Origin of the sequence: Micrococcus sp. SL257 (genome assembly GCF_026625585.1) — a bacterium.
GTDB classification, from domain to species: domain Bacteria; phylum Actinomycetota; class Actinomycetes; order Actinomycetales; family Micrococcaceae; genus Micrococcus; species Micrococcus luteus.
Genome location: NZ_CP113053.1, coordinates 580,068 through 603,273 on the forward strand (window position 1 = coordinate 580,068; position 23,206 = coordinate 603,273).

Sequence of the window (23,206 nt, forward strand, 5' to 3'; positions counted from 1 at the left end):
CAGCAACCCGCCCGCCGGACCCGGACCCCCGGGAACGGCAGGCCCGGTGCTACCGCCAGGACCGATGGAGGAGAGCAGATGCCCCGTCACGCCACACAGCAAGTCCACGCCGGCTACGAGCCCGCCGCACCCCACCGGCCGGTCGTCCCGCCCATCCACCAGACCACGGCGTTCCGTTTCCCGGACCACGCCACGGCGGCATCGATGTTCCGGCTCGAGACCCCCGGCTTCACCTACAGCCGCACGGGCAACCCGACCGTCGCGGTGTTCGAGAACCGCCTCGCCGCACTGGAGGGCGGCATCGGCGCGATCGCCACGGCCACCGGCCAGGCCGCCGTCGCGCTGTCCCTGCTGGCGCTGCTGCAGGGCGACAAGCACCTGGTCGCCTCCAGCCAGCTCTACGGGGGCACCGTCGACCTGCTGACGGACACGTTCGCGGACTTCGGCATCGAGGTCACCTTCGCGGACCCGGCGGACCCGCCCGCGTGGGCCGCCGCGGTCCGGCCCGACACGCGCGCGTTCTTCCTCGAGGCCATCACCAACCCGCTCGCCACCCTCCCGGACCTGCCCGCGCTCGCGGACCTCGCCCACGCGGCCGGTGTGCCGGTGGTGGTGGACAGCACCCTCGCGACGCCGGCCCTCTACCGGCCGCTGGAGCACGGCGCCGACGTCGTCGTGCACTCGGCCACCAAGTTCCTCGGCGGACACGGCGCGGTGCTCGGCGGCGCGATCGTGGACGGCGGCACGTTCGACTACGGCGCGGCGCCGGACCGGTGGCCGCAGCTGGCCCGGCCCAAGGCCCGCTACGGCGGGCAGACGCTGGTCGAGCGGCACGGCCGTGGCGCCTACCTGACGCTGGCCCGCAGCAAGTTCCTGCACGACCTCGGCCCCACCCTCGCCCCCGCGAGCGCGGCGCAGTTCATCCAGGGGCTCGAGACGCTCGACCTGCGCGTGGCCCGCCACACCGCCACCGCGCTGGCCGTGGCCCAACACCTGGCCGGGCACCCCGCGGTCGCGCGGGTGCACCACCCCGGTGTGGCCGGGCATCCCAGCGCGGCGCTGGCCGCCCGCGACTTCCCGGACGGCGTCGGCTCGGTGTTCTCCTTCGACCTGGCCTGCGGCCCCGAGGCCGTGGCCCCGTTCCTCGACGCGCTCGAGCTGTTCCAGCTGGTGGTCAACGTCGGTGACGCCCGGTCCCTCGTCTCCCACCCGGCGACCATGACGCACTGCCGCCTGACGCGGCAGCAGCGCGAGGCCGCCGGGATCGCCGAGACCACCGTCCGGCTCTCCATCGGGCTGGAGTGTCCCGACGACCTGATCGCGGACCTGGACCGTGCCCTGGCCGCGGTGTCCGCCGCCGGGCCGGCCGTCCCCGCCGCCACGCCCGCCGTCCCCGAGACCGCCGCCGTCACCCAGGAGGTGCGCTGAGATGACCGCCGTCCACCACACCACCCGCTCCGTGTCCCGCCCCGCCGTCCGCGGCTTCACCACCACCGCCGTGCACGCCGGCCAGGAGCCCGACCCGCTGACCGGCGCCGTGGTGCCGCCGATCTACCAGACCAGCACCTTCGTGCAGGACGGCATCAACGTGCTGCGCGCCGGGCATGAGTACAGCCGGGGCTCCAACCCGACCCGGAACGGCTTCGAGACCCAGCTCGCCGCCCTCGAGCACGGCGACCGGGCGTTCGCGTTCGCCTCCGGGCTCGCCGCCGAGGACGCCCTCCTGCGGGCCGTGCTGCGCCCCGGCGACCACATCGTGCTGGGCGGCGACGGCTACGGCGGCACCCACCGCCTCATCACCACCGTCCTCGAGCCGTGGGGCGTGTCCAACACCCCCGTGGACATCACCGACCCGACGGCGGTCGCCGCGGCCGTCCGTCCCGGCCGCACCGCGCTGCTGTGGGTGGAGACGCCGTCCAACCCGCTGCTCGGCATCGCGGACCTGGCCGCCTGGGCGCAGATCGCCCACGACGCCGGCGCGCTGCTGGTCGTGGACAACACGTTCGCCTCGCCCTACCTCCAGCGGCCCCTCGACCTCGGCGCGGACGTCGTGGTGCACTCCACCACCAAGTACATCGGCGGGCACTCGGACGTGCTCGGCGGCGCCGTGGTGGTGGCCGACCGCGAGTTCCGCGGCCGGGCGCTGGCCGAGGCGGTGGCCTACCAGCAGTTCGCCGCCGGTGCGGTCGCCGGCCCGCAGGACTCCTACCTCGCCGCCCGCGGCCTCAAGACGCTCGGCCTGCGCATGGACCGGCACGGCGCCAACGCCGCCGCGCTCGCGGGCTGGCTGCAGGGCCGCCCCGAGGTCGCCCAGGTCTTCTACCCCGGGCTGCCCGACCACCCGGGCCATGCACTCGCCGCGCGGCAGATGGACGGCTTCGGCGGGATCGTCTCCATCCGGTTGGCTGGGGGAGAGGCCGCGGCCCGCGCGTTCGCCGAGGCCACCGAGCTGTTCGCGCTCTCGGTCAGCCTCGGCGGGGTCGAATCGCTGCTCTGCTACTCCTCCGAGATGACCCACGCCTCCGTGCGGGGCACGCCCCTGGCCGTCCCCACGGACCTGGTCCGGCTCTCCGTCGGCATCGAGGACGTGGCCGACCTGCAGGCGGACCTCGAGGCCGGCCTCGAGTGCGCCGCACGCGTCGCCGCCGGCCGCGGGGCGCCGTCGTCGTCCGCGGTGCCCCGTCCCGCCCCCGCCCACCACCGCACCACCCACGCCCGCACCCCGGAGAGGACCCGATGAGCCACGCCACCCTTGTCCCGAGCACCGCGCCCACCCGCGTGGACGACCTGACGTTCAGCATCCACACCACGCCGTTCGACGAGGACTACACGCCCGCCGCCAGCACGCGCGCCACCACGAACTTCGCGAACCTCGCCCGCGGTGCGGACCGGCGGGAGAACCTGCGCGCCGCCCTGGCCATGATCGACGGGCGCCTCAACGACCTCGCCCCCTGGGACAACCCGGAGCGGGACCGCTACACGGCACGGATCGAGATCGTCTCGATCGACGTGCACTTCACCGCCGACGACGGCGCGGATGTCGACTTCCCGCTCATGGAGATGCTCGACGTGCGGGTGGTCGAGCGTGCGACGGGCGCTGTGCTCGGCCGCAGTGTGGGGAACAACTTCTCCTCCTACGTCCGCGACCACGACTTCTCCGTGGTGCTGCCCGCGCACGCGGCGACGTCGCCGGGGACCGAGGAGCCCGACGGCTTCGGCGACCTGCACGGGCGGCTGTTCCAGCACCTGCTCGACTCGCAGGCGTACCGGGAGCGGTTCCCGCAGCCGCCCGTGATCTGCATCAGCGTGTCGACGAGCCGCACCTACCGGCGGCTGACGAACGAGCACCCGGTGCTCGGGGTCGAGTACCGCCAGGACGAGCCCTCCCGCACGGACCGCTACTTCGGCCGGATGGGCCTGGGGATCCGGTGCTTCCTGCCGCGCGGGGCCGTGGCGCCGCTGGCGTTCTACTCGCGGGGCGACCTGCTCAACGACCACGCGAACCTCTCCCTGGCCGGGCTGATCGCCACCATGGAGACCTTCCAGCGGATCTACCGGCCGGAGATCTACAACGCGAACGCCGGGGCCGGCGAGGTCTACCGGCCGCGCCTGGACCACGGCGACTTCTCGCAGACCCGGATCGCCTACGACCGCGAGGAGCGGGCCCGCCTCGGCCGGGAGCAGGGGGAGTACACGCAGGAGCACTTCGTGGGCCCGCACCGCGACCTGCTGGAACGCTGGGCCGCCGCCCACGCCGCACGAGACACCGAGGAGACCCGATGACCACCCTGATCCCCACCGCCCTCGTCGGCAGCCTGCCGAAGCCCGGCTGGCTCGCCGAGGAGGAGACGCTCTGGTCGCCCTGGAAGCTCGAGGGGGAGCAGCTGCGCGAGGGCAAGCTCGACGCGCTCGCCCTCGCCGTGGCCGATCAGGAGCGTGCGGGCATCGACATCGTCTGCGACGGCGAGCAGACCCGCCAGCACTTCGTCACCACGTTCATCGAGCACCTCGGCGGTGTGGACTTCGACCGGCGCGAGACGGTGCGGATCCGCGACCGGTACGACGCGAGCGTGCCGACCGTCGTCGGGGAGGTGGGCCGGCCGGCGCCGGTGTTCGTGGACGACGCGAAGGCCCTGCGCGCGCGGACGGACCGGCCCATCAAGTGGACCCTGCCCGGGCCGATGACCATGATCGACACCCTCGCCGACCGCCACTACGGCAGCCGCGAGAAGCTCGCGTGGGAGTTCGCGCGCATCCTCAACGAGGAGGCGCGGGAGCTGGCGGCGGTGGGCGTCGACGTCGTGCAGTTCGACGAGCCCGCGTTCAACGTGTTCTTCGACGACGTCCGCGACTGGGGCGTGGCGACGCTCGAGCGTGCGGCCGAGGGCCTGACGTGTGAGACGGCCGTGCACATCTGTTACGGCTACGGGATCAAGGCGAACAACGACTGGAAGGCCACGCTCGGGGAGGAGTGGCGCCAGTACGAGACGTCGTTCCCGCTGCTGCGCGAGTCCACGATCGACACGATCGCCCTGGAGCGGCACCACTCCCGGGTGCCGGCGGAGCTCATCGGCCTGCTGCGCGGCAAGAAGGTGATGGTCGGCGCGATCGACGTGGCGAGCGACGAGATCGAGACGCCCGAGGAGGTCGCGGCGACCCTCCGGGAGACCCTCGAGTTCGTGGACGCGGACAAGCTGATCGCGAGCACCAACTGCGGCATGGCGCCGCTGGCTCGCTCCGTGGCGCGGGACAAGACCGCCGCGCTCGTGGCCGGCGCGCGGATCCTCCGGGAGGAGCTGGGCGGGGAGTGAGGGGGGCCTGATGGCCTTGCCTGGCCGGCGGGGCCCCGTCAGGATCGTCTGCATGGATCCTGATGCGAGCCCCCGTGTCCGGCTCACCGCTGACGATCCCCGGCCGGGCAGTCGTCCCGCGACGTCGACCGAGGGGCCCCACCGACAGCTTGATCAGCGATCATCGCCGGAGCTGTGGGGCCGTCTGGTCGCTGCGGTGTTCGCCCTCGACGGCGTCGAGGAGGGCCACAGCACCGTCTCGCCAGCAACGTCGCGCGCCCTCCACCTGACAGGCCGGCCGGAGGAGCGCACCCCGGAGGTCAACCTCTCACCAGGCCGGCGCTGGGAGCCGGTGCACCTGCATGGGGTGGACGACACGTCAGTGCACCTCGTCCTGGCACCCGAGCGCGGCGCCCGTCTGGCCGAGCTCGGATGGCTCGAACCGCATGGCTACGCAGACTTCGGCACGGAGTGGATGCTCTACGGCCCGCGGGACGAGGCAGAGCTGGCCGTCGTCGTCGGGATCATCGAGGAGTCGCTCGACTACGCGCGGGGCTGACGCAGCGCCCCGGAGCGGGGAAGTGGAGGCGGGAGGGGACTGCGAATTTTTCGTTTTCGCGGGTAGTCTTGCTCCATGACTGCGACGGTGAATGACAAGCACACGGTGCTGCCGCCGACGGATCTCGAGGAGATGCTCGACGTCGGCAGGTTCCTCGACGGCCTGACGCAGCCGGCCGCCCTGGTCGGCCCTGATGGGCAGAAGGTTCCCCTGCCGCCAGAGGCTTTCAACGTCCTGCGGGACGTCGTCGAGGCGATGCGGGTGGGCAAGGCGATCACGGTGGCGCCCGTCGACCAGCTGCTCACTACGCAGGAGGCGGCGAACTTCCTCGGCATCAGTCGTCCCACGCTGGTGAGGCTGCTCGAGGAGGGCGCGTTGCCGTACGAGAGGACGACCGGTGGTCGGCACCGACGCATCCGGCTCCAAGACGTCGTGTCCTATCAGCGGCGAAAGCGTGGGGAGCGGCGCGCCTCGCTGAGCGACCTCGTCGGGGAGGCCTCGTCTGCGGGGCTCTACGACCAGAAGGCGGAGTCCTACCGCGAGGCGTTGCGTCAGGCTCGCGCCGGCCTCCGGGGTGAGCGCGGGTAGTGGCTCGTGCCGGAGGCGCGCTCGGGCGTCTGCCTGCTCACCCCCACACGCCGGAACCGGCGATGAGCCGGACCGCGAGCACCGCCATGACCACCGCGATCACCACGTCCACCACGCGCCACGCCTTCGGGTCGGCGAGCACCCGGGCCAACAGGCGCGCACCGTAGCCCAGCCCGGTGAACCACAGCACCGAGGCGGCGACGGCGCCGGCGGCGAAGACCCACCGCGCGTCGGGACCGTGCTGGTTGGCGAGGCTGCCCAGCAGCACCACGGTGTCCAGGTAGACGTGCGGGTTGAGCCAGGTCAGCGCGAGCGTGGTGGCGATGACCGAACCCGCGGTGCGCGGCGCCTGCTCGGCGACGAGCCCCTGCGGGCGCAGGGCGGCACGCAGGGAGGAGACCGCGAACCAGAGCAGGTACAGGGCGCCGCCCCAGCGCAGCACCTCGAGCAGCCACGGCACGGCCTGCACGAGCGCACCCACCCCGGCGGTCCCGGCCAGGATCAGCACGGCGTTCGAGGCCATGCACACCAGCACGACGGCGCCCACATGCTCCCGGCGCACGCCCTGGCGGAGCACGAAGGCGTTCTGGGCGCCGATGGCGACGATGAGGGCGAGTCCGGTGAGCAGGCCGGTGCCGGCGAGGGTCCACATGGGTGAGGACGCTAGGGCCCGGCCGGGCCTGAGCCAAACGAAGAGAACTGCAGGTGCCTCAGCTCTGCTTCATGAACCTTGATCAGCTGCAGGCGCTGCGTGCGATCGCGGACGAGGGCTCGTTCGAGGCGGCCGCGTACGAGCTCGGCGTCAGCGCCTCGGCGGTCAGCCAGCGCATCCGCGCCCTGGAGCGGGAGGTGGGCCAGGTGCTGCTCCGGCGCGGCGAGGTGCTGGCCGCCGTCACCACGGAGCCGCAGCCGGTGCAGGGGTGCGCGGCGGAGCCGCTGGGGAGCATGCGCTACGTCCCGCTCGCCTCGCCCGCCCTGCTCGCCCGGCACGCGGCGGGCGACGTCGTCGACCTCGGCGCGATGCCCATGATGCGCTACAACGCGAAGGACGACCTGCAGCGCCTCGCGCTGAGCGGCGCCGGGCTGGACGTCGCCCCGCCCACGCACCTGGCGCCGTCGTTCGACGGGTTCCACCGGTCCGTCCGGGCCGGCCTGGGGTGGGGGATGCTCGTGGACGCCCAGGCCGTCGAGGACGTGCGCGCCGGCCGGCTGGTCCGCGTGCCCGGGCTCGACGACGTCCTCGTGCCCCTGTACTGGCAGGCGGCCACACTGCCCGTGACGCGCCTGGTGCGGCTCACGCGGGCGGTGCGGGAGGCGGCCCAGCGGACGCTCGAGCGGGGGTGAGGCGGCACCAAGGGGCGCGGGCCGTCAGCGACGTCGCAGCGGTGCCGGCGCCTCCATGGAGGCCTCGACCAGCACCGGCCGGAAGCCCAGTGCCTCGTTGACGTCGAGCATGTGCCGGTTCTCCTCGGCGTTCCACGTGATGATCGCGCGGGCCTCGGGCAGCGCGTCGCGCACGGCGATGAGGTTCGCCGCCTTCACGCGCATGCCGAGGCGGCGGCCGCGGTGCTCGGGCAGCACGATGGTGTCCCACTGGTCGATCAGCCCGTCCGGGCGCGAGCGGGGCGCCACCAGCTCGCTCAGGGCGACGATCCGACCGGTGGCACGGTGCCGCGCCACCGCACGGAAGAGCCGCCCGGTCGTGAGGATCTGCTCGTCCATGCGACGCACGCGGGCCGCATCCCAGACCTGCTCCACCACGGTGCGTTCCCCGGACGGCACGTCCGTGGCCATGCGGGCCTTGAGGACGGCGAGGTCGTCCTGCAGGGACGCGTCGGCCGCGCCCTCCCAGGCGTGGAGCACGTAGTCCGACGAGACGCGTTCGGCCTCGGCCAGGGCGACGGCGGGGTCGATCCCCGGATCGGCGAAGTCATACCGGCTCACCCGCTCGATCTGGACGAGCGCGAAGCCGTAGGACTGGGCGAGACGCACACCCGGATGCTCGGCGGGCACCACGCCGGCGCCGTTGGGCGGGGTGAGCGTCCGTTGCCCGGCCACCGGTCGCGGCGTCAGCGGCCAGGTCTCGAAACGGGTGAGGCCGGCGGTGTCCTGGACGAGCCGCTCGGCCAGTGCGCGGCCGTGGCCCCGTCCGCGGTGCCGCGGGTGGACGTAGACGTTGAGGGCGGCCGCGTCAGGGTCGTCGACGTGGTTGATCAGGACGCGGGCGTAGCCGACCGCCTCGCCGTCGACGTACGCCAGGTAGCGGCGCTGCGTGTGGTCGGTCTCGGCGGCGGCCTGGATGAGCGCGTCCGTGGGGGTCTCGTCCCACTCGGTCGTGCCGATCAGCTCGTGGTTGTACTCGTCTCCGAGCTGGCAGTAGGCCCGCCAGTGGGGGTCGTCCGACGAGGCGGGCAGGGGGAATTCGATGATGTCAGGCATGCGGTGACTGCTTTCTGCAGAAAGGGGTGGGCGCAGAGGCACCCGTCGAGCCGTGCTCGAGACGGGCGCGTGGGGAGGCCGGTGGTGGGTCGTCGGACCCCCGGGGTCACTGCTGCTGCATCATGGGGTGAACTGTGTCACGACGCGGATCGGTGGGCAAGGGCTTTTGCCGGAGAGATGCGACCCAGATTTCACCTGACGCGCGGGGAACTCTTCGCATATCGGGCGGGATCCGATCGGCGTGAAAACTGGGTGTCCAGGTGGGCGCCCCCGCGCGCCCCGAGGCTCGCCAGAAACGTACGGGCGGCTGCCGCTCTGGCGGGTTGATTGTGGCGAGTCATGTGGCGGGCGGACAGGGCCGGAGGTGGCGCACACGACGCATGGCGGGACCCCTCGCCACAAACGACCGATTCCGCCGGATGGATCCACATGATCCGTCCTGCTGCCGGAAGTCGAATGGACTGGAGGAGGTCATCTAGCGCGTGTCTGAGAATGGATCCAGGGGCCCGCTGACACCTTGGAAGGCATGTCCCGGTTCCGGATGCTCTCCGACGCCTAGTGGGAGCAGCTGGCCGCCCCGATGCTCCCAGCCCGGACCGGCAGGGCCGGCCGCCGGCCGACCAGCAGGGCCACCGCAGATGCCGCGCCTCGGCCGGCGGACGAAAGTACGGCCGCCCGCGCAACTACGACGGGAAGAAGGTGGCCCTTGCGAAGCGGCTTCACGCCGGCGGGGACATGAGCGCGCGTGAGATTGCGGACGAGGCTGGCGTCTCCGCTTCCACAATGTACCGGCCGCTCCGCATTGAGACTGCTGCGGTTTTGTTTAGCGGTTTGACCGTCTCCCCTTAATACCACCTGTCTGGCGAGGGAGGCACGTAATCATACCATTTACTCACCGCATTTCCATGGCCATGCTCAACGACTGCCCTAATGCGACGCGGAGGTCCGCCTGCCGCTATGAATTCCTGCTCTGTCGCGCCCTCCCGACTGATTGAACGGGGAAAAATTATTTCCTCACCCGGCTTTAGAACTTTCGGGAGGGGGTACGGTTCCAGCATGGGCGGTCCGTATAGCTCCATCTGACGGTGGTAGTAGGTCCATGGGAACGCGTCTGGTCTGGCGAACCGATGTCTCTGGACTTCAACATGAACTGCATGTAACACACAGTCATCGCGCCTACCTAAATTGCGGACCAGGATGTTATCGCCGGCGCCCCTCGCAAAAGGGCTAGTCAGTTGGACATTCACTCGCGCAACATCGTCGCGCCGAAACTTGATCGTCGTTAAGGCCGAGACAATCGTGATAACCGTAGACAGGGCGGCCACGATAAGGGCGGCCAGGGCCATGGGGTCGGGTCCCCCGGATTCGACCAGCTCCACCCGCGTAACCTGCCCAGCTGATAGCCATAGCATGCCCATCAGGTTACCGGCCCCCTAGGGCGTGTCTGAGAATGGATCCAGGGGGCCAGCTGACACCCTGGAAGGCATGTCCCGCTTCCAGATGCTCTCCGATGCCCAATGGGAGTTGATCGCCCCGATGCTCCCGACCCGGACCGGCAGGGCCGGCAGGCCGTTCTCGGACGCCCGCACGATGGTGGAGGCGATCATCTACCGATATCGGTGCGGGATTGCATGGAGGGATCTGCCCGAGGTCTACGGGCCTTGGCAGACCGTGTGGACCTGGCACCGGCGCTTAGCTGAAGAGGGCACCTGGGATGCGGTGCTGGCGAGGCTGACCGCCGCCGCGGACGCCGAAGGCCTGATCGATTGGTCGGTCTCGGTGGACTCCACGATCGCCCGCGCGCATCAGCACGCGACGAACATCACCCGCCTCACAGGGGTGTCAAGGGCCATTGAGTTCTGCCCATAGGCGGCCAGTGTTTCTTCCCGCTGGTGGCCATCAGAACTGCCCACTGGTGGCCAGCTGGTTTGCCCGTTTGGGTGGTGGTGCTGGCCACCGTGATGGGATCAGTTCAGTGGCATGACTCCCTTCCCGGCCATTGCCTGGGTCATCCGTACGGAGTCTCCGGTGGTCTGGCACACGTGGGCGTGGTGCAGGAGCCGGTCCACGGTGGCGGTGGCCAGGGTCTTGGGCATCAGCTCGTCGAAGCCGGCCGGGTGCAGGTTCGAGCTGATCGCTACGGAGCGTTTCTCGTAGGCGGCGTCCACGATGCGGTAGAGGCCCTCGGCGGCATCGTCGGCGACCGGCAGCAGGCCGATGTCGTCGATGACGATCAGGTCGGCGCGCAGGATTCGGGCGACGGCTTTGGTGATGGTGTCATCGGGCCGGTGGGCCCGGATCATCGCCCCGAGGTCCTCCAGGGTGAACCAGGCCACCCGCTTGCCCTCCTCCACGGCCTGCTGGCCCAGGGCCTCGAGGAAGAAGGTCTTGCCGGTGCCGGAGGGCCCGCAGACCACGAGGTTCTCTCTGCGCGAGAGCCATTCCAGGGTGCGCAGGGACTGCTGGGTCGGGGCCGGGATCGAGGAGGCGCCCGGATCCCAGGTCGTGAAGGTCTTGCCGGTGGGGAACCCGGCGGCCTTGCGCCGGGCGGCGAGCATGGATCGGGCCCGACCGGTGGTCTCCTCGACCAGCAGGGCCTTGAGGACCTCGGCCGGCTCCCAGCGTTGGGCCCGGGCGGTGGCCAGTACCTCGGCGGCGATACCGCGGGCGTGGGGCATCTTCAGCTGCCGCAACAGCGCCTCCAAATCGGCCGGCAGCGCCGGTGCGGCGGTGTTCGGGGTGTGGATGCTCACCGGGCTGCCCCCTCGGTGTTGGAGGTACCGAGGCCGGCCCAGCCGGCGGTGCCCTGGGTCAGGGACCGTTCCTCGGTGGCGGTGTGCATCCCGGTGCGGTGGCCGGCGGCGGTGAGCAGGGAGGCCAGGTCGCCGTGGGCGAAGCGCTGGTGCACCGCGGCCACCCCGAGGGCGCGGTCGACCTGGTCGGTGCCGGCGAGCTTGGCCAGGGTGACGGCCTCGGCCATCTTCTGACCGATCCGGCTGGTGCCGGCCGCGGCGGCCTCCACCAGCCAGGTCCTCGCTCCGGCCCCGATGGCCAGGAACTCGGCCTCCGCCGCCGAACGGGGCACCGGGGTGTAGTCCCCGGGCACCTTGTCCGTCTCGTGGCCGGGGAAGTGCGCGTCGTCGATGGCCGGGGACCCGGGCCGGGCCACCCGGTGCCGGGCGACCTCCACCGGCCCCTGCGCACCGGCGTGCATGATCACCACCATCGAGTCCGGTCCGGTGCCGTGATGGCGCACGAACACCTCGGCCCCGAGCAGGTGCGCGGGCACCGAGTACTGGGCGTTTTCGAAGGAGACCATCGGCGTGTTCTCCGGCACCTTCCGTCCCACCCCGTAGGCCACGGTGTGCGCCGTGGCGGGGATCCGATGCAACGCGCTGGTCTCCTCGGCGAGCATGTGGTCCGGGCGGCGCCGGGTCACCCGGTGCTCCCGGGAGTTCACCATGGCCATGAACCCCGCGCAGGCGGCCTCGAGCTCAGCGAACGAGGCGTACTGGTCCCGCAGGTTGGTGTCCTTCGGGACCAGGTCGGCCTTGGCCAGCTTCACCGCGTTCTCCACCCCGCCCTTGGCGGCCGGATCCGCTGGCTGGCAGGTCAGCACCTCCACGCCGTAATGCCGAGCAAACGCCACGGTGGCCTGGTTACGCACCGGCACCCCGGCCACATGAGAGACCGTCACTGTCTTCTCGTTATCCGTCAGCACATAGGTCGGCGCGCCCCCGATCAGCCGGAAGCACCGGTCCAGGGCGGCGAACACACTCGGAGCCGTCCTATCACGCAGGGCGATGACGATCCGGTAGCGGGACCAGGCCAGCCAGGCCACGAACAGCACCGTCTTGGCCCCGTCGATCGCCGGCCCATCGCCGAAGTCGTACTGCAGCCATGCGCCCGGCTCGGTGATCCAGGGCCGGTGCACCCGGCGCTTCCCGGCCCGCCAGGCGGCCTTCACCTCGGCCACCGCCCGCCGGGTGGAGCGCTCAGAGCCGGTGTAGCCCATTGCGGTGAGCTTGGCGTGCACGACATCGGCGCGGATCCTGCCCGTGGAGGCCTCGACCCATTCCTCGATCTTGGGCAGCCAGACATCGGTGACCTTCGGGCGGCTGGCTCCGGATCCAGGGGTCTGGCCGGCGTCGCGGGCCCGCACCAGCCGGGCCACGGTGTGATGGGAGCAACCGGCCAGCTCGGCGGCGCCCCGCAATGACTTGGTCAGGTCATAGGCACTGAGTATTTTCATGGTTTCTGCGGCATCCTTCATTCAGGGCCTCTTCCTCGCTGGATTCGATTCGACACCGATATCCAACCCGGGGAGGAGGCCCCCGCCGGCTCACGACGCGGCGGGCAACGAGCAACGCGGGCAAACCAGATGGCCAGCACCGGGCAGTTCCCGTGGCCATCACTGGGCAGTCCTCATGGCCGTCAGCGGGTCATTCCCTGGCCACCTATGGGCAGCTTTTCATGGCCGCTTACACAGGGGGATGGGTCGAACTACAGGAATCTGCATGAGGAGCCGGCCGATCACGGCATCGGGCGCTCCCGGGGAGGGCTGAGCACGAAGATCCATCAGCTCGTCGATGGGACCGGGCTGCCGCTGGTCAGCCTGATCACCCCCGGCCAAGCCGGGGACTCCCCGATGCTGCTGCCGCTGCTGGGGCGGCTGCGCGTGGCACGGCCGGTAGGGCGGCCCCGGACCCGCCCCGAGGCGGTGCTGGGCGACAAGGCGTACTCCTCCCGGGCGATCCGCACCCACCTGCGTGCCCGCCGGATCAAAGCCGTGATCCCCGAGCCGGCGGATCAGCAGGGCCACCGCAGGCGCCGCGGCTCGGCCGGTGGCCGTCCCGTGGGCCTGGACTCGCAGGCTTACAAGGGCCGGAACGTGATCGAGCGCCAGTACGCGCACCTGAAGCAATGGCGGGGCCTGGCGACCCGGTACGACAAGTACGCGATCGTCTACCGGGCCGCCGTGGTGTTGAACGCTGTGCTCGCGTGGTCCAAACGATTGTCAGACATGCCCTAGCTCTCGTTCCGTCTTCGGGAGAGGCTGGCGAGGTACTCGTTGTAAGAGTCGAGTTCGGCGTCCTCGGCTTTCTGTCGCTGTCTCGAGGTGCGCACGTCGCGGGCTCGCCAGCGGGACAGGCAGACGATGAGCACTACGAACATCGGCAGCTCCGCGTAGGTCCATACCAGCGTGCCGGCGATCGCCTGGTCGATGACGGGGTCATGGCTGCCTGTGGGGGTGGCGTATGCGCTGAACAGCGGTGTGGCGGTACGGAGCAGGATCAGGCCGAAAATGGCGTGGATCTGGATCTCGACGGCGATATCGACGAATCGTGCGGCGAAGGAGGGTTGGCGCGGTAGCGGATCGGAGGACCATAGCGGTGTTGCCGAGACGATGCCGAGGACGAGGATGACGAAGAGCAAGGCGTCCTGGCCGAAGGGGATGCGCATGATGACGCTGATCGCGTCGGTCAGGTAGAGGACCGGGTACAGCAGTATCGCAATGACGATGGCGACCACAGGGTGCAGTGCGGCGCTCCAGAATCGTGAGCGCAGTCCCCCGTGCGCGGCACGGAGCACGAGACGCCCGAGGCCGGTGTGCGGTGTGCTGCGCAGGAGCAGCAGCCCGGGTGACCCTGCGATGAGGAGCGGCGGAACGACGGTCAGCAGGGTGATCTGCTGGAACACCAGCGCTGTGATGGATTCCGTCGCGAGACGGTTCACACCGAACATCGTGATAGCGAAGATCAGGGCGCACCCGATCAGGAACGATGCTGTGCGGGCGATCGCCCAACGGCGCCTGTTTCGCCACATCCAGATCGCTCCTCGCAGATACAGTGCCGCGAACAGCAGAGCGGCGATGCCGACGGGTGAGCCGGTGAGGGGTTCGAACGTGACCCACTGGTCGATCGGCGGCATAGCGAATTTCCCTTCATCGAGGCGATCAAACGTCGGCGACTTCGGCCGCGGTGGTGGTGCCGGAGCGGGGTCAGGTGAGGCCCGAGTAGGAGTGGGGCCTAGGTGTAGGAGGGCATGACGTTGTTGACTCGGGTCGGTGCCAGTGAGGCCGGAGGAGCGTCTCCGCAGGAGGTATGAGGCCGATGGTAGTTGTAGTGGTTCACCCACACCGTCAGGGCCTCACGCCGAGCTTGCTCTGAGGAGTACGGGCGGGCGTAGAGGACCTCATCGACCATCAGCCGGTTGTACCTCTCCACCTTCCCGTTATGGCGCGGGGTGTAGGGGCGGATCCGGTGGTGCCGGCCTCCGAGCGAGACCACCTTCGCGGTGAAGTCCACGGCCCGGTAGTTGTTTCCGTTGTCCGTGATCACCCGGTCCACGGTGATGCCGTGGGCGGCGAAGAACGCCCTCGCCCGGCAGTAGAAGCTCACGGTCGTGGCCGCCCGCTCGTCCTCCAACGCCTCGGTGTACGCCAGGCGGGTGAACCCGTCGATCGCCGAGTGCAGGTAGGTGTAGCCGACCCGCCGGCCAGGCCCGCGCTTGGAAGCACGGCCTGCTTCACTTTCACGTCCGTGGGTGCGCCAGCCGCCCCCGTCTGGGATCTTCCCGATCTTCTTCACATCCAGGTGCACCATGTGCCCCGGCCCTCTCGCGGTGATCTTCTGGGGTCGTTGGCGCAGGTCTTCTCCGGCCGGGGTCAGGTCCCGTAGGCGGGAGATCCCGGCCCGGTGCAGCCACCGTCCCACGGTACGAAGACACACCCGGTGGCCCTCGGAGACGAGGTGGTGATGGATGCGCCGTGCGGACCACTTGCGCTCCCGCCGCAGGGCGTGGATCTGGGCGACCAAGACCGGATCGAGCTGGGCAGGTGAACGGTGCGGCCGGCTGGGCAGGTCCTGAAGGCCGGCTTCTCCCTGGGCGCGGTAGCGGGCCACCCAGGTGGCCACCGTGGGCCGGCTCACCCGGAACTCGGCTGCCACGTGTGCCTGCGGGATCCCGTCGTGCAGGTGGCGTTGGACCATCCTGAGACGGCCAGTGGGGGTCAGGGGTGCGTTAGCGTGAGTCATGAGCGGGTCTCTTCTGGCAGGTGGGTTGTTGAGGAACTTCCATCCTGCGGGAGAGGTCCGCTCGTCTCGGGCGTGTCAACTTGTCTGTGTAAGCGGGGTGGTCACAGGTAGGGGTTGATCCGGTCGGGGTAGGCCGCGGCGAGCTGGGCGAGGGCCTGCTTCCAGTTCGTGACGGCCTGACCTTCGACGAGCCGGCCCTGGGCTTTGCGCTGGCCGGCGGGTTTGCCCCGGTCCCGAGCGCGTTCGGCGGCGCGTTTGTCTTCGATGTTGCAGATCGCCAGCCAGAGCAGCTTCACCGCCGCCTCGGTCGAGGGGAAGTGGCCGCGGTTCTTGGTCACCTTCCGTAGCTGGAAGTTCAGCGACTCGATGCTGTTGGTCGTGTAGATGACCTTGCGGAGCATGGGTGGGAACTGCAGGAACGGGATGAACCGCTCCCAGGAGTTCGCCCAGGTCGCGGCTGCAGACGGGTACTTCGTGCCGAGCTCGGAGGCCTCGAACTCGGCCAGCGCCTTCCTCGCGGTCTCTTCGTTGGGGGCGGTGTAGATCGGCTTCAGCGCGGCGGCGACCTTCTTGCGGTCCTGGTAGGCCACGAACCGCATCGCGGCCCGGATCAGGTGAACCACGCAGGTCTGGACCATCGAGTCCGGCCACGTCGCCTCGATCGCCTCCGGCAGGCCCTTGAGCCCGTCGCAGCACACGATCAGCACGTCCTGCACGCCCCGGTTGGCGAGATCGGCGCAGACGTGGGCCCAGAACGCCGAGCCCTCGGTGTCCTGGACCCAGATCCCCAGCACGTGCTTGATGCCCTCGAGGTCCACGCCGACGGCGATGTAGGCGGCACGGTTGAGGACCTGGCTGTTCTCTCGGATCTTGATCCGGATTGCGTCGAGATAGATCACCGGATAGAACTCCTCCAGCGGCCGCGACTGCCACGCCAGGACCTCTTCGCTCACGGCGTCGGTGATGTTGGAGATCGTCTCGTGCGACAGGTCCGTGCCGATCGTGGAGGCCAGGTGGTGCTGGATGTCCCGGATCGTCATTCCGCCGGCATAGAGGCTGATGATCATGTCATCCAGGCCCCCGAGGCGCCGCTGGCCCTTGGGCACCAGGCGCGGGGTGAACGACCCGCCCCGGTCTCGCGGGACGTCCAGCTCGATCGGCCCGACCTCGGACTCCACGGTCTTCGGGGTGGTCCCGTTGCGGGAGTTGGCGTGCTTCGGCGCCTCGCTCGAGCCCTTCTCGTAGCCCAGATGGCTGGTCAGCTCGGCCTGCAGGCCCCGCTCGAGCGCGGCCTTGACCAGCGCGGGCACGAACCCGCCGTCACCGGTGAGCTCGACGCCGCCCGCGTCGATCTGCGCGAATAGGGAATCAAGCTGCCCTGAGGCTTTCAGCTGCTCGACCAGGTCCTGGCCCGAGGGCTCGCCTGGGTTCTTCTCGTCGATCATGGTCATGATTCTTACCGTTCCTCTCGGTACGGCTTACACAGACCATCTGACACGCCCGAAGCCAGCGCGCCGATGACCTCGGCGACCATGATCGTCGCGGTGATGGAGAAGACCACGGCCAGCCGGCCCCGCCGGCCCGCCGCCGGAAGAGCATGGGAATGATCGTGTCCGCTCATACCAGGGTCTCTTCCACTCGATGAATCATCAGCTGAACGTCACCATCCTGTCCGGCGATACTGAAGGCACGCTCAATGCGCACAGCAGGCGCAATCCGCCCCGCAGCCATCGCCGTCCTTCTCGTTCTGGTCCCCGGCGATCAGCGCGGAGGCGGGGGTGCAGCAGGCATCCCCGCGCCAGGCCTCCACCCCTTCCTTGAGGGCGACGGCGGCGATCACCAGGGCCGCGACTGGGTCGGCCCAGGTCCAGCCCAGGGTGCTGTTGAGGACCAGGCCCACCAGCAGGACCGCCGAGAGGTAGGTGCAGATCAGGGTCTGTTTGGAGTCGGCCACCGCGGAGGCGGACCCGAGTTCGCGGCCAGTGCGCCGCTCGAACCAGGACAGGAACGGCATGATGGCCAAGCTCACGGCGGCCAGCACGATCCCCACCGTGGAATGCTCCGGTTGCCCGGCCCCGAACAGGGTGCGCACGGCGTCGACGGTGATGAAGGCGGCCAAGCCGAAGAAGGAGAAGGCGATCAGGCGCAGCGCCACCTTCTCCCGGCGGTGCGGGTCCGGGGTGGCGAACTGCCAGGCCACCGCGGCGGCGGAGAGGACCTCCACGATGGAGTCCAAGCCGAAGCCGATCAACGCGGAGGACGAGGCCACGGTGCCGGCGGCCAGGGCGATGGCCGCCTCGATCACGTTGTAGGTGATGGTTCCGGCCACGATCCAGCGGATCCGGCGGTGCAGGACCGCACGGCGGTCGTCCGTGAGGGGCTTGGAGCTCAGCGTGAGGGTGCTCATGCGCAGGTGCATCCCGCAGCGGAGCAGCAATCCGGGTCGATGGTCAGCGTCAACTCCAGCAGCTCCCCAAGGGTCTGGCCCAGCCGGGGGTCGGCCAGGGCGTACCAGACGTTGCGGCCCTCGGCGGTAGTGGTCACCAGCCCGCAGCCGCGCAGGCAGGCCAACTGGTTGGACATCACCTGCTTGGACACCCCCAGCTCCCCGGCCAGCGCCGACGGGCGGGCCGGCCCATCACGTAGGGCCAGCAGGATCCGGGTCCGGGTGTCATCAGAGAGGGCATGGCCCAGTCGGGACAACGCCGAGACATGAGTGAGGGTCGTGGTGCTCATGCCTAGAACGGTACAGCATAACGTGTACCCTTGTCGGGGTGCCGCCCGGCAAGCGGCCGGCACCATGGCCCGATCCCAGGAGGTCCGCGCAACCGTGCCCCACTCTGATGTCCCGCTGACCGAACCATCCCGGCTCCTGCCCGTCCCATTGTCGGACGGCAGGAGAAGGGGCTCGGTGTGAGCATCGGGAACTACTTCGCCGAGACCGTGAACTCCGGGGCTCTGCTCATCGCCGCCCCGCTGGCGATGATCGCAGGGATCGTCTCGTTTCTGTCCCCGTGCATCCTGCCGCTGGTGCCCGGTTATCTGGGCTACGTCTCCGGACTGTCCAACCCCACACATCCGGACAACCGCCGCCGGGTGCTGACCGGGGTCGGGCTGTTCATCCTGGGCTTCGCCGCGGTCTTCACCCTCTACGGGGCCGCCTTCGGCACGATCGGTCACTGGCTGGTGCGCTGGCAGGACCCGATGATCCGCGTCCTGGGCGTCCTGGTGATCGTTATGGGCCTGGTCATGGTCGGCAAGTTCTCCCTTTTCCAGCGCACGCTCAAGCCCACCCTGGCACCGCGGACCGGGCTGGCCGGGGCCCCACTGCTCGGGGTGGTGTTCGGCCTGGGCTGGACCCCCTGCATGGGCCCGACCCTCAGCGCCGTGCTGGCGCTGAGCACCACCACCGGGGACCCCTGGCGCGGGGCCCTGCTGGGCTTCCTCTACTGCCTGGGGCTGGGCATCCCCTTCCTGCTGGCCGCGGCCGGCATCAACTGGGTCACCACCGCCCTGAGCTACATCCGCCGCAACATCCGGGTCTTCAACATCATCGGCGGCTGTCTGCTCGTGCTCGTGGGCGTCTTGATGGTCTCCGGGCTGTGGATGCTGTGGATGTACCAGCTGCAGAACCTGGCCGGCACCTTCACCACCCCCGTCTAGGACCGAACGCACCCCGCCGGCCCGGTGGCCGTGTGGCGTCCGGGTCGGCGGGGTGCGGGCCTTCCGTGGCCGAGGGCGAACGCGGTCAGAGGCCGAAGGCCCCGCCGCTGATGAGGATGAAGACACCCAGGCCGATCAGCACGATGGGGAACAGGATGTGCTCCCAGCGCTCCAACACCTCGGCGATCGGGCGGCGGGTGGCGACGAACTTGGCCAGGCCCACCAGCCCCGCGACCAGCACCAGGAACACGACACAGTACGCGACCACGGCCCCCGGGCCGACGCTGAGGAAGACCGGGACGTAGACGCCGATGTTGTCCCCGCCGTTGGCGAAGGTCACCCCGGCCACGGTCCAGGCGGCGACGTTCTTGCCCTCGATCTTGGCCTCGTCATCATCGTCGTCGTCGTCCCCGCGCCAGGTCTGCCAGGCCGCCCACAATCCCAGGCCCAGCGGGATGAGCCCGAAGTAGGGGATGACCTCCGGGGGCAAGAACACGCCCGCGCCTAAGGACACGAGCACTGCCGCACCCAGGATGCCGGCGAAACCGAGGTACTGGCCGACCAGGATTCGGACGGTGGTCCCACGCTGGCCCGCACCGCGGCCGAAGAACAGGGATAGCACGATGAGGTCGTCGATGTTGGTAACCAGGAACAGACCGATCGCCTGGAGGGCTGAGGACAGGGTCACGCGCCCACCCCCTTCTCGCAGCAGCCGGGCACGGAGCAGGCCGGGTCCAGGCACGGGGCACTCTCATCCACCGCGAGGGTGACCTCGACCAGAGCAGTCAGCGCCCGCGCCAGGTGTGCATCGGCGATCTCGTACCGGGTCTGGCGGCCCTCGGCCACGGCGACCGCGATCCCGCAGTCCCGCAAGCACGCCAGGTGGTTCGACACGTTCGACCGGGTCAGCCCCAAGTCCCGCGCCAGTTCGGCCGGGTAGGCCGGCCGTTCCAGCAAGGTCATCAGGATCCGCGACCGGGTGGGGTCGGCCATCGCTCGGCCCAGCCGGTTCATCACGTCAACACGAGAGGCAATAGTCAGCATTCACTGAACTATACAGTATGAGCTGAACTTACAGTGTCGCCTCGTAAAGCTATACCCCAGCGGGGCGGCACAGAACGTCGTGCCGTCCCGCTGTTTGCTCATCGGCCGACGGAGAGCTCGATCAGTTGCGGGCTGCTGCAGCAGGCGTCGCCGGCTGGGGCTGGGGCGTCGCAGCTGCCGCCGAGGTCGGTGGTGCATACGCCGGTCTCGGGTAGTTCGAGGTGGACTGCGTCGGCTGCTTTGCGGTCGCCGGCCAGGGCTGCTGCGATGGAGCGGACCTGTTCGTAGCCGGTGGCCATGAGGAAGGTGGGGGCGCGGCCGTAGCTCTTCATCCCCACGATGTAGAAGTTCGTCTCCGGGTGGGCGAGGACTCGCTCACCGTGAGGCTCGACGGATCCGCAGGAGTGGAACTCGGGATCGATCAGCGGCCCCAGCTGGGACGGTGCTTCGACGGCCGGGTCCAGGGCCAGGCGGAGTTCGGAGAGCATTCCGAGATCAGGGCGGAACCCGGTGGCGGGCACCAGCACATCGACGCTCACTTCTCGCTCCCCGTCCGGGGTCACAGCGTGGACGGTCAACGTGTCGTCGGCTCTGAAGCGAGTGATGGTGAAGGAGGTGAGGACCTCGATGCGTCCGGAGTCGACCAGCTGGCGCAGTCGCGAGCCGAGCGCTCCTCGGGCTGCGAGTTCGTCCTGGTCGCCGCCCCCGTAGACGCGGGTGAGGTCTGCGGTGCGAGCGGCCCAAATGATGGTGGTGTCGGCCTCCAGGCCTGCGAGGTCCAGCAGGGTATTGGCGGCTGAGTGGCCGGCACCGGTCACCATGACTCGCTTGCCGGCGAAGCGGTCACGGTCGCGGCCCTGCACGTCAGGCAGCGGCGCGGTGATGTGGCCCGCGGCGCGGGCCTGCTGCTCGCCGGGAGCAAGGAGCCCGGCCTGTCCGAGGGGGTTGGGCGTGGACCAGGTGCCGGAGGCGTCGATGACCGCGGAGGCGAGCACGTCTTCGCTGTGCCCGTCGGTGGTCTGGATCCGGACGAGGAAGGGGGTCTCCTCGCGGCGTGCGGTGCGGGTCTTGTCGATGCCGGCGCGGGAGACGGCGGTGACCCGCGCCCCGCAGCGGATCGACTCGGCGAGCTGGGGAAGCTGCGCGAGCGGTTCGAGGTAATGCTCGCGCAGTTCGTGACCGGTCGGGAGAACGTCGGCGTCGGGTGCGGTCCAGCCGGCAGCTTCGAGGAGACGCTGTGCGGCGGCGTCGAGGCTGTACTGCCACGGCGAGAAGAGCCGCGTGTGCCCCCACTCGGCGATCGCGGCTCCTGCCGCGGTCCCGGCCTCGAGGATCAGGAACGGCAGGCCGCGCTCAGAGAGGTGGGCAGCGGCGGCAAGGCCGATGGGGCCAGCGCCGATGACGACAATGGGATGTGAGTTCGTTGCGGTGGTCAAGATGATGAGTCTCCTTGCTGCGGGGCGGTCAGTTCGCGGTGCCGGTGAGGTCGGTCAGGAGCTTGCGGACGTGGGTGTCGATGTCGTCGCGGACCAAGCGCATCCGCTCCATCCCTTCGATGCCGCGCTGAGAGGGCTCATCGGTGTGCCAGGTCGTGACCGGCGCGGTCATGCCCTCGACGGGTTTGATGACGGCTTCGTCGCCGATGACGATCACGTGGTCGACGCTTCGCAGCAGCTCGGGGGTGACCGGCTGCGGGACGGCGGAGGACATGTCCGCGCCGACCTCGGCGATCGCCTCCGCGGACTGGGCGTTGATGGCGGTGCCCGGGCGGGTGCCGGCGGAATGCACGTCGACCTCATCCCCGGCGTGATGGCGCATGAGGGCGGCGGCCATCTGGGACTTGCCGCCGTTCTTCACGCAGACGAACAGGACTGAAGGGCGCTTCGTGGTCATGGCGAGGGGATCCTTCTGTGGGGTCATCGGGTGGGGGCGGTGGTGTCGCCGGGGAACAGGCGCCGCCCCATAGCGAGGGCGACGTAGACGAGGGCGACGAGGACGGGGACTTCGATCAGCGGGCCGACGACGCCGGCGAGGGCCTGGCCGGAGGTGACTCCGAAGGTGCCGATGGCGACGGCGATGGCGAGCTCGAAGTTGTTGCCCGAGGCCGTGAACGCGACGGTCGTGGACTTCGCGTAGTCGAGGCCGATCGCGCGGCCGAGCAGGAAGGACCCCAGGAACATGACGACGAAGTAGACCAGCAGCGGCAGGGCGATGCGGGCCACGTCTCCCGGTGCGGAGATGATCGCGTCGCCCTGGAGGGCGAACAGCAGCACGATGGTGAACAGCAGCCCGTACAGCGCCCAGGGACCGATCTTCGGGAGGAACCGCTCCTCGTACCAGGTCCGGCCCTTGGCTCGCTCACCGAGGATGCGGGTCAGGAACCCTGCGACCAGCGGGATCCCGAGGAAGATCAGCACGCTGAGGACGATCGCACCGATCGAGAACTCGGCCGACGTGGTCGGCAGCCCCAGCCAGGACGGCAGCGCCTGGAGGTAGAACCAGCCCAGGGCACCGAAGGCGATCACCTGGAAGACGGAGTTGATCGCGACCAGCACCGCGGCTGCTTCTCGGTCACCGCAGGCGAGGTCGTTCCAGATGAGGACCATCGCGATGCAGCGTGCGAGCCCGACGATGATCAGGCCGGTGCGGTACTCCGGAAGGTCGGCCAGGAAGATCCAGGCCAGGGCGAACATGAGTGCCGGGCCGACGATCCAGTTCAGCACCAGCGAGGTCACCAGCAGGCGTCGGTCCGCGCCGATACGCCGGGTCTCGTCGTAGCGGACCTTCGCCAGGACCGGGTACATCATCACCAACAGTCCGATCGCAATGGGCAGGGACACGGATCCGATCTTCACCGCCTCCAGCGCGGTGTTCAGGCCGGGGATGAACCGCCCCAGCAGGAGACCCACTGCCATGGCGGCCAGGATCCACACCGGGAGCCAGCGATCGAGGAAGGACATCTCCTTCATCACGCGGGGCTGCTCCACATCCTTGGTGGTCGTACTCATGAGGGGGGCCGAACCTTCCATCGACGGATATCGATGCGAACGCTATGCTTCACATCGATGACTGTCAATGTAAGGTGG

23 protein-coding genes and 2 pseudogenes are annotated in these 23,206 nt (G+C 69.8%); 11 read left to right on the top strand and 14 right to left on the bottom strand.

What is annotated here, in order from left to right; translation table 11 throughout:
* Positions 1-78: 78 nt before the first annotated feature.
* From OVA32_RS02760 to OVA32_RS02785, 6 genes are all read left to right on the top strand, one after another.
* Positions 79-1,428, top strand: coding sequence for an O-acetylhomoserine aminocarboxypropyltransferase/cysteine synthase family protein (locus tag OVA32_RS02760; protein ID WP_020626562.1), 1,350 nt, complete (start codon positions 79-81; stop codon positions 1,426-1,428).
* A 1-nt stretch (position 1,429) separates the two neighbouring features.
* Entirely contained in the window at positions 1,430-2,740 is a 1,311-nt protein-coding gene (locus OVA32_RS02765) for a cystathionine gamma-synthase (protein WP_041103384.1), read from the top strand.
* Positions 2,737-3,783, top strand: coding sequence for a DUF1852 domain-containing protein (locus OVA32_RS02770; protein ID WP_052520042.1), 1,047 nt, complete (start codon positions 2,737-2,739; stop codon positions 3,781-3,783). The genes OVA32_RS02765 and OVA32_RS02770 overlap by 4 nt, the downstream gene beginning before the upstream one ends.
* Positions 3,780-4,811: a methionine synthase gene (locus OVA32_RS02775; RefSeq protein ID WP_036314939.1), complete on the top strand. Its 1,032-nt coding sequence runs from the start codon at positions 3,780-3,782 to the stop codon at positions 4,809-4,811. The genes OVA32_RS02770 and OVA32_RS02775 overlap by 4 nt, the downstream gene beginning before the upstream one ends.
* Positions 4,812-5,007: 196 nt before the next feature.
* Positions 5,008-5,349: a luciferase family protein gene (locus OVA32_RS02780; protein WP_041103383.1), complete on the top strand. Its 342-nt coding sequence runs from the start codon at positions 5,008-5,010 to the stop codon at positions 5,347-5,349.
* A gap of 75 nt (positions 5,350-5,424) precedes the next feature.
* The gene (locus OVA32_RS02785; RefSeq protein ID WP_041103381.1) at positions 5,425-5,937 is read left to right on the top strand and encodes a helix-turn-helix domain-containing protein; all 513 of its coding nucleotides are present in this window, start codon (positions 5,425-5,427) and stop codon (positions 5,935-5,937) included.
* A 37-nt stretch (positions 5,938-5,974) separates the two neighbouring features.
* Here OVA32_RS02785 and lysE read toward each other — a convergent pair whose 3' ends face one another.
* Positions 5,975-6,589: an L-lysine exporter gene (gene lysE / locus OVA32_RS02790; RefSeq protein WP_041103379.1), complete on the bottom strand. Its 615-nt coding sequence runs from the start codon at positions 6,587-6,589 to the stop codon at positions 5,975-5,977.
* 71 nt (positions 6,590-6,660) lie between these two features.
* Between lysE and OVA32_RS02795 the strand changes: the two genes are divergently transcribed.
* Positions 6,661-7,281, top strand: coding sequence for a LysR family transcriptional regulator (locus OVA32_RS02795; RefSeq protein WP_041103377.1), 621 nt, complete (start codon positions 6,661-6,663; stop codon positions 7,279-7,281).
* Between the two features lie 24 nt (positions 7,282-7,305).
* Here OVA32_RS02795 and OVA32_RS02800 read toward each other — a convergent pair whose 3' ends face one another.
* Positions 7,306-8,376 carry a GNAT family N-acetyltransferase gene (locus OVA32_RS02800; protein WP_041103375.1) on the bottom strand — a complete coding sequence of 357 codons (1,071 nt, stop codon included), beginning with the start codon at positions 8,374-8,376 and terminating at the stop codon, positions 7,306-7,308.
* A gap of 558 nt (positions 8,377-8,934) precedes the next feature.
* Between OVA32_RS02800 and OVA32_RS11685 the strand changes: the two genes are divergently transcribed.
* Together OVA32_RS11685 and OVA32_RS02805 are read left to right on the top strand one after the other, a co-directional pair.
* On the top strand, positions 8,935-9,225 hold the full coding sequence (locus OVA32_RS11685) for a helix-turn-helix domain-containing protein (RefSeq protein ID WP_101967483.1): 291 nt from the start codon (positions 8,935-8,937) through the stop codon (positions 9,223-9,225).
* Positions 9,226-9,861: 636 nt separating this feature from the next.
* Positions 9,862-10,215: pseudogene (locus tag OVA32_RS02805) on the top strand (IS5 family transposase); the annotation flags it as partial.
* Positions 10,216-10,343: 128 nt separating this feature from the next.
* Here the strand turns inward: OVA32_RS02805 and istB are convergent.
* Positions 10,344-11,129, bottom strand: a complete 786-nt coding sequence (gene istB / locus OVA32_RS02810) for an IS21-like element helper ATPase IstB (RefSeq protein ID WP_010078636.1) — start codon at positions 11,127-11,129, stop codon at positions 10,344-10,346.
* Positions 11,126-12,649 (bottom strand): IS21-like element ISMlu14 family transposase, encoded by a 1,524-nt coding sequence (locus tag OVA32_RS02815; RefSeq protein WP_031943827.1) that lies wholly within the window; start codon positions 12,647-12,649, stop codon positions 11,126-11,128. The genes istB and OVA32_RS02815 overlap by 4 nt, the downstream gene beginning before the upstream one ends.
* A 216-nt stretch (positions 12,650-12,865) precedes the next feature.
* On the opposite strand from OVA32_RS02815, the pseudogene OVA32_RS02820 reads away from it, so the two are divergent.
* Positions 12,866-13,408 (top strand): annotated as a pseudogene (locus OVA32_RS02820) (IS5 family transposase); the annotation flags it as partial.
* On the opposite strand, the gene OVA32_RS02825 reads toward OVA32_RS02820, so the two are convergent.
* From OVA32_RS02825 to OVA32_RS02845, 5 genes are all read right to left on the bottom strand, one after another.
* Complete coding sequence (locus OVA32_RS02825; RefSeq protein WP_036317477.1) at positions 13,405-14,307, bottom strand: cytochrome c oxidase assembly protein; 903 nt, start codon at positions 14,305-14,307, stop codon at positions 13,405-13,407. The pseudogene OVA32_RS02820 and the gene OVA32_RS02825 overlap by 4 nt on opposite strands.
* Positions 14,308-14,405: 98 nt before the next feature.
* Entirely contained in the window at positions 14,406-15,413 is a 1,008-nt protein-coding gene (locus tag OVA32_RS02830) for an IS481 family transposase (protein ID WP_135019828.1), read from the bottom strand.
* A 101-nt stretch (positions 15,414-15,514) separates the two neighbouring features.
* Entirely contained in the window at positions 15,515-16,858 is a 1,344-nt protein-coding gene (locus tag OVA32_RS02835) for an IS256-like element ISMlu11 family transposase (RefSeq protein ID WP_042752856.1), read from the bottom strand.
* A gap of 248 nt (positions 16,859-17,106) precedes the next feature.
* Positions 17,107-17,820 (bottom strand): cation diffusion facilitator family transporter, encoded by a 714-nt coding sequence (locus OVA32_RS02840; protein ID WP_036317504.1) that lies wholly within the window; start codon positions 17,818-17,820, stop codon positions 17,107-17,109.
* Positions 17,817-18,149 (bottom strand): ArsR/SmtB family transcription factor, encoded by a 333-nt coding sequence (locus tag OVA32_RS02845; protein ID WP_020628509.1) that lies wholly within the window; start codon positions 18,147-18,149, stop codon positions 17,817-17,819. Before OVA32_RS02845 ends, OVA32_RS02840 begins: the two co-directional genes overlap by 4 nt.
* Before the next feature lie 177 nt (positions 18,150-18,326).
* Here OVA32_RS02845 and OVA32_RS02850 point away from each other — a divergent pair, with 177 nt between their 5' ends.
* A complete protein-coding gene (locus tag OVA32_RS02850) occupies positions 18,327-19,076 on the top strand; it encodes a cytochrome c biogenesis CcdA family protein (protein ID WP_041102740.1) in 750 nt (249 codons plus the stop codon).
* 85 nt (positions 19,077-19,161) lie between these two features.
* Here the strand turns inward: OVA32_RS02850 and OVA32_RS02855 are convergent, their stop codons facing one another.
* The 5 genes from OVA32_RS02855 to arsB all read right to left on the bottom strand — a co-directional run bounded on the left by OVA32_RS02855 (position 19,162) and on the right by arsB (position 23,128).
* On the bottom strand, positions 19,162-19,764 hold the full coding sequence (locus tag OVA32_RS02855) for a cadmium resistance transporter (RefSeq protein WP_041102739.1): 603 nt from the start codon (positions 19,762-19,764) through the stop codon (positions 19,162-19,164).
* On the bottom strand, positions 19,761-20,120 hold the full coding sequence (gene cmtR, locus OVA32_RS02860) for a Cd(II)/Pb(II)-sensing metalloregulatory transcriptional regulator CmtR (protein WP_041102738.1): 360 nt from the start codon (positions 20,118-20,120) through the stop codon (positions 19,761-19,763). The genes OVA32_RS02855 and cmtR overlap by 4 nt, the downstream gene beginning before the upstream one ends.
* A gap of 98 nt (positions 20,121-20,218) precedes the next feature.
* Positions 20,219-21,556, bottom strand: a complete 1,338-nt coding sequence (locus OVA32_RS02865; protein ID WP_153043221.1) for an FAD-dependent oxidoreductase — start codon at positions 21,554-21,556, stop codon at positions 20,219-20,221.
* Positions 21,557-21,584: 28 nt separating this feature from the next.
* The gene (locus tag OVA32_RS02870; protein ID WP_002855764.1) at positions 21,585-22,013 is read right to left on the bottom strand and encodes a low molecular weight phosphatase family protein; all 429 of its coding nucleotides are present in this window, start codon (positions 22,011-22,013) and stop codon (positions 21,585-21,587) included.
* Between the two features lie 23 nt (positions 22,014-22,036).
* On the bottom strand, positions 22,037-23,128 hold the full coding sequence (gene arsB / locus OVA32_RS02875) for an ACR3 family arsenite efflux transporter (RefSeq protein ID WP_036381392.1): 1,092 nt from the start codon (positions 23,126-23,128) through the stop codon (positions 22,037-22,039).
* Positions 23,129-23,206: the final 78 nt, after the last annotated feature.

Excerpts from the sequence above, each read along its gene's own strand:
- OVA32_RS02760 (WP_020626562.1), top strand. The coding sequence starts at position 79 with ATGCCCCGTCACGCCACACAGCAAGTCCACGCCGGCTACGAGCCCGCC.
- OVA32_RS02765 (WP_041103384.1), top strand. The coding sequence starts at position 1,430 with ATGACCGCCGTCCACCACACCACCCGCTCCGTGTCCCGCCCCGCCGTC.
- OVA32_RS02770 (WP_052520042.1), top strand. The coding sequence starts at position 2,737 with ATGAGCCACGCCACCCTTGTCCCGAGCACCGCGCCCACCCGCGTGGAC.
- OVA32_RS02775 (WP_036314939.1), top strand. The coding sequence starts at position 3,780 with ATGACCACCCTGATCCCCACCGCCCTCGTCGGCAGCCTGCCGAAGCCC.
- OVA32_RS02785 (WP_041103381.1), top strand. The coding sequence starts at position 5,425 with ATGACTGCGACGGTGAATGACAAGCACACGGTGCTGCCGCCGACGGAT.
- lysE (WP_041103379.1), bottom strand. The coding sequence starts at position 6,589 with ATGTGGACCCTCGCCGGCACCGGCCTGCTCACCGGACTCGCCCTCATC.
- OVA32_RS02795 (WP_041103377.1), top strand. The coding sequence starts at position 6,661 with ATGAACCTTGATCAGCTGCAGGCGCTGCGTGCGATCGCGGACGAGGGC.
- OVA32_RS02800 (WP_041103375.1), bottom strand. The coding sequence starts at position 8,376 with ATGCCTGACATCATCGAATTCCCCCTGCCCGCCTCGTCGGACGACCCC.
- OVA32_RS02815 (WP_031943827.1), bottom strand. The coding sequence starts at position 12,649 with ATGAAGGATGCCGCAGAAACCATGAAAATACTCAGTGCCTATGACCTG.
- OVA32_RS02825 (WP_036317477.1), bottom strand. The coding sequence starts at position 14,307 with ATGCCGCCGATCGACCAGTGGGTCACGTTCGAACCCCTCACCGGCTCA.
- OVA32_RS02830 (WP_135019828.1), bottom strand. The coding sequence starts at position 15,413 with ATGACTCACGCTAACGCACCCCTGACCCCCACTGGCCGTCTCAGGATG.
- OVA32_RS02835 (WP_042752856.1), bottom strand. The coding sequence starts at position 16,858 with ATGATCGACGAGAAGAACCCAGGCGAGCCCTCGGGCCAGGACCTGGTC.
- OVA32_RS02840 (WP_036317504.1), bottom strand. The coding sequence starts at position 17,820 with ATGAGCACCCTCACGCTGAGCTCCAAGCCCCTCACGGACGACCGCCGT.
- OVA32_RS02845 (WP_020628509.1), bottom strand. The coding sequence starts at position 18,149 with ATGAGCACCACGACCCTCACTCATGTCTCGGCGTTGTCCCGACTGGGC.
- cmtR (WP_041102738.1), bottom strand. The coding sequence starts at position 20,120 with ATGCTGACTATTGCCTCTCGTGTTGACGTGATGAACCGGCTGGGCCGA.
- OVA32_RS02870 (WP_002855764.1), bottom strand. The coding sequence starts at position 22,013 with ATGACCACGAAGCGCCCTTCAGTCCTGTTCGTCTGCGTGAAGAACGGC.
- arsB (WP_036381392.1), bottom strand. The coding sequence starts at position 23,128 with ATGAGTACGACCACCAAGGATGTGGAGCAGCCCCGCGTGATGAAGGAG.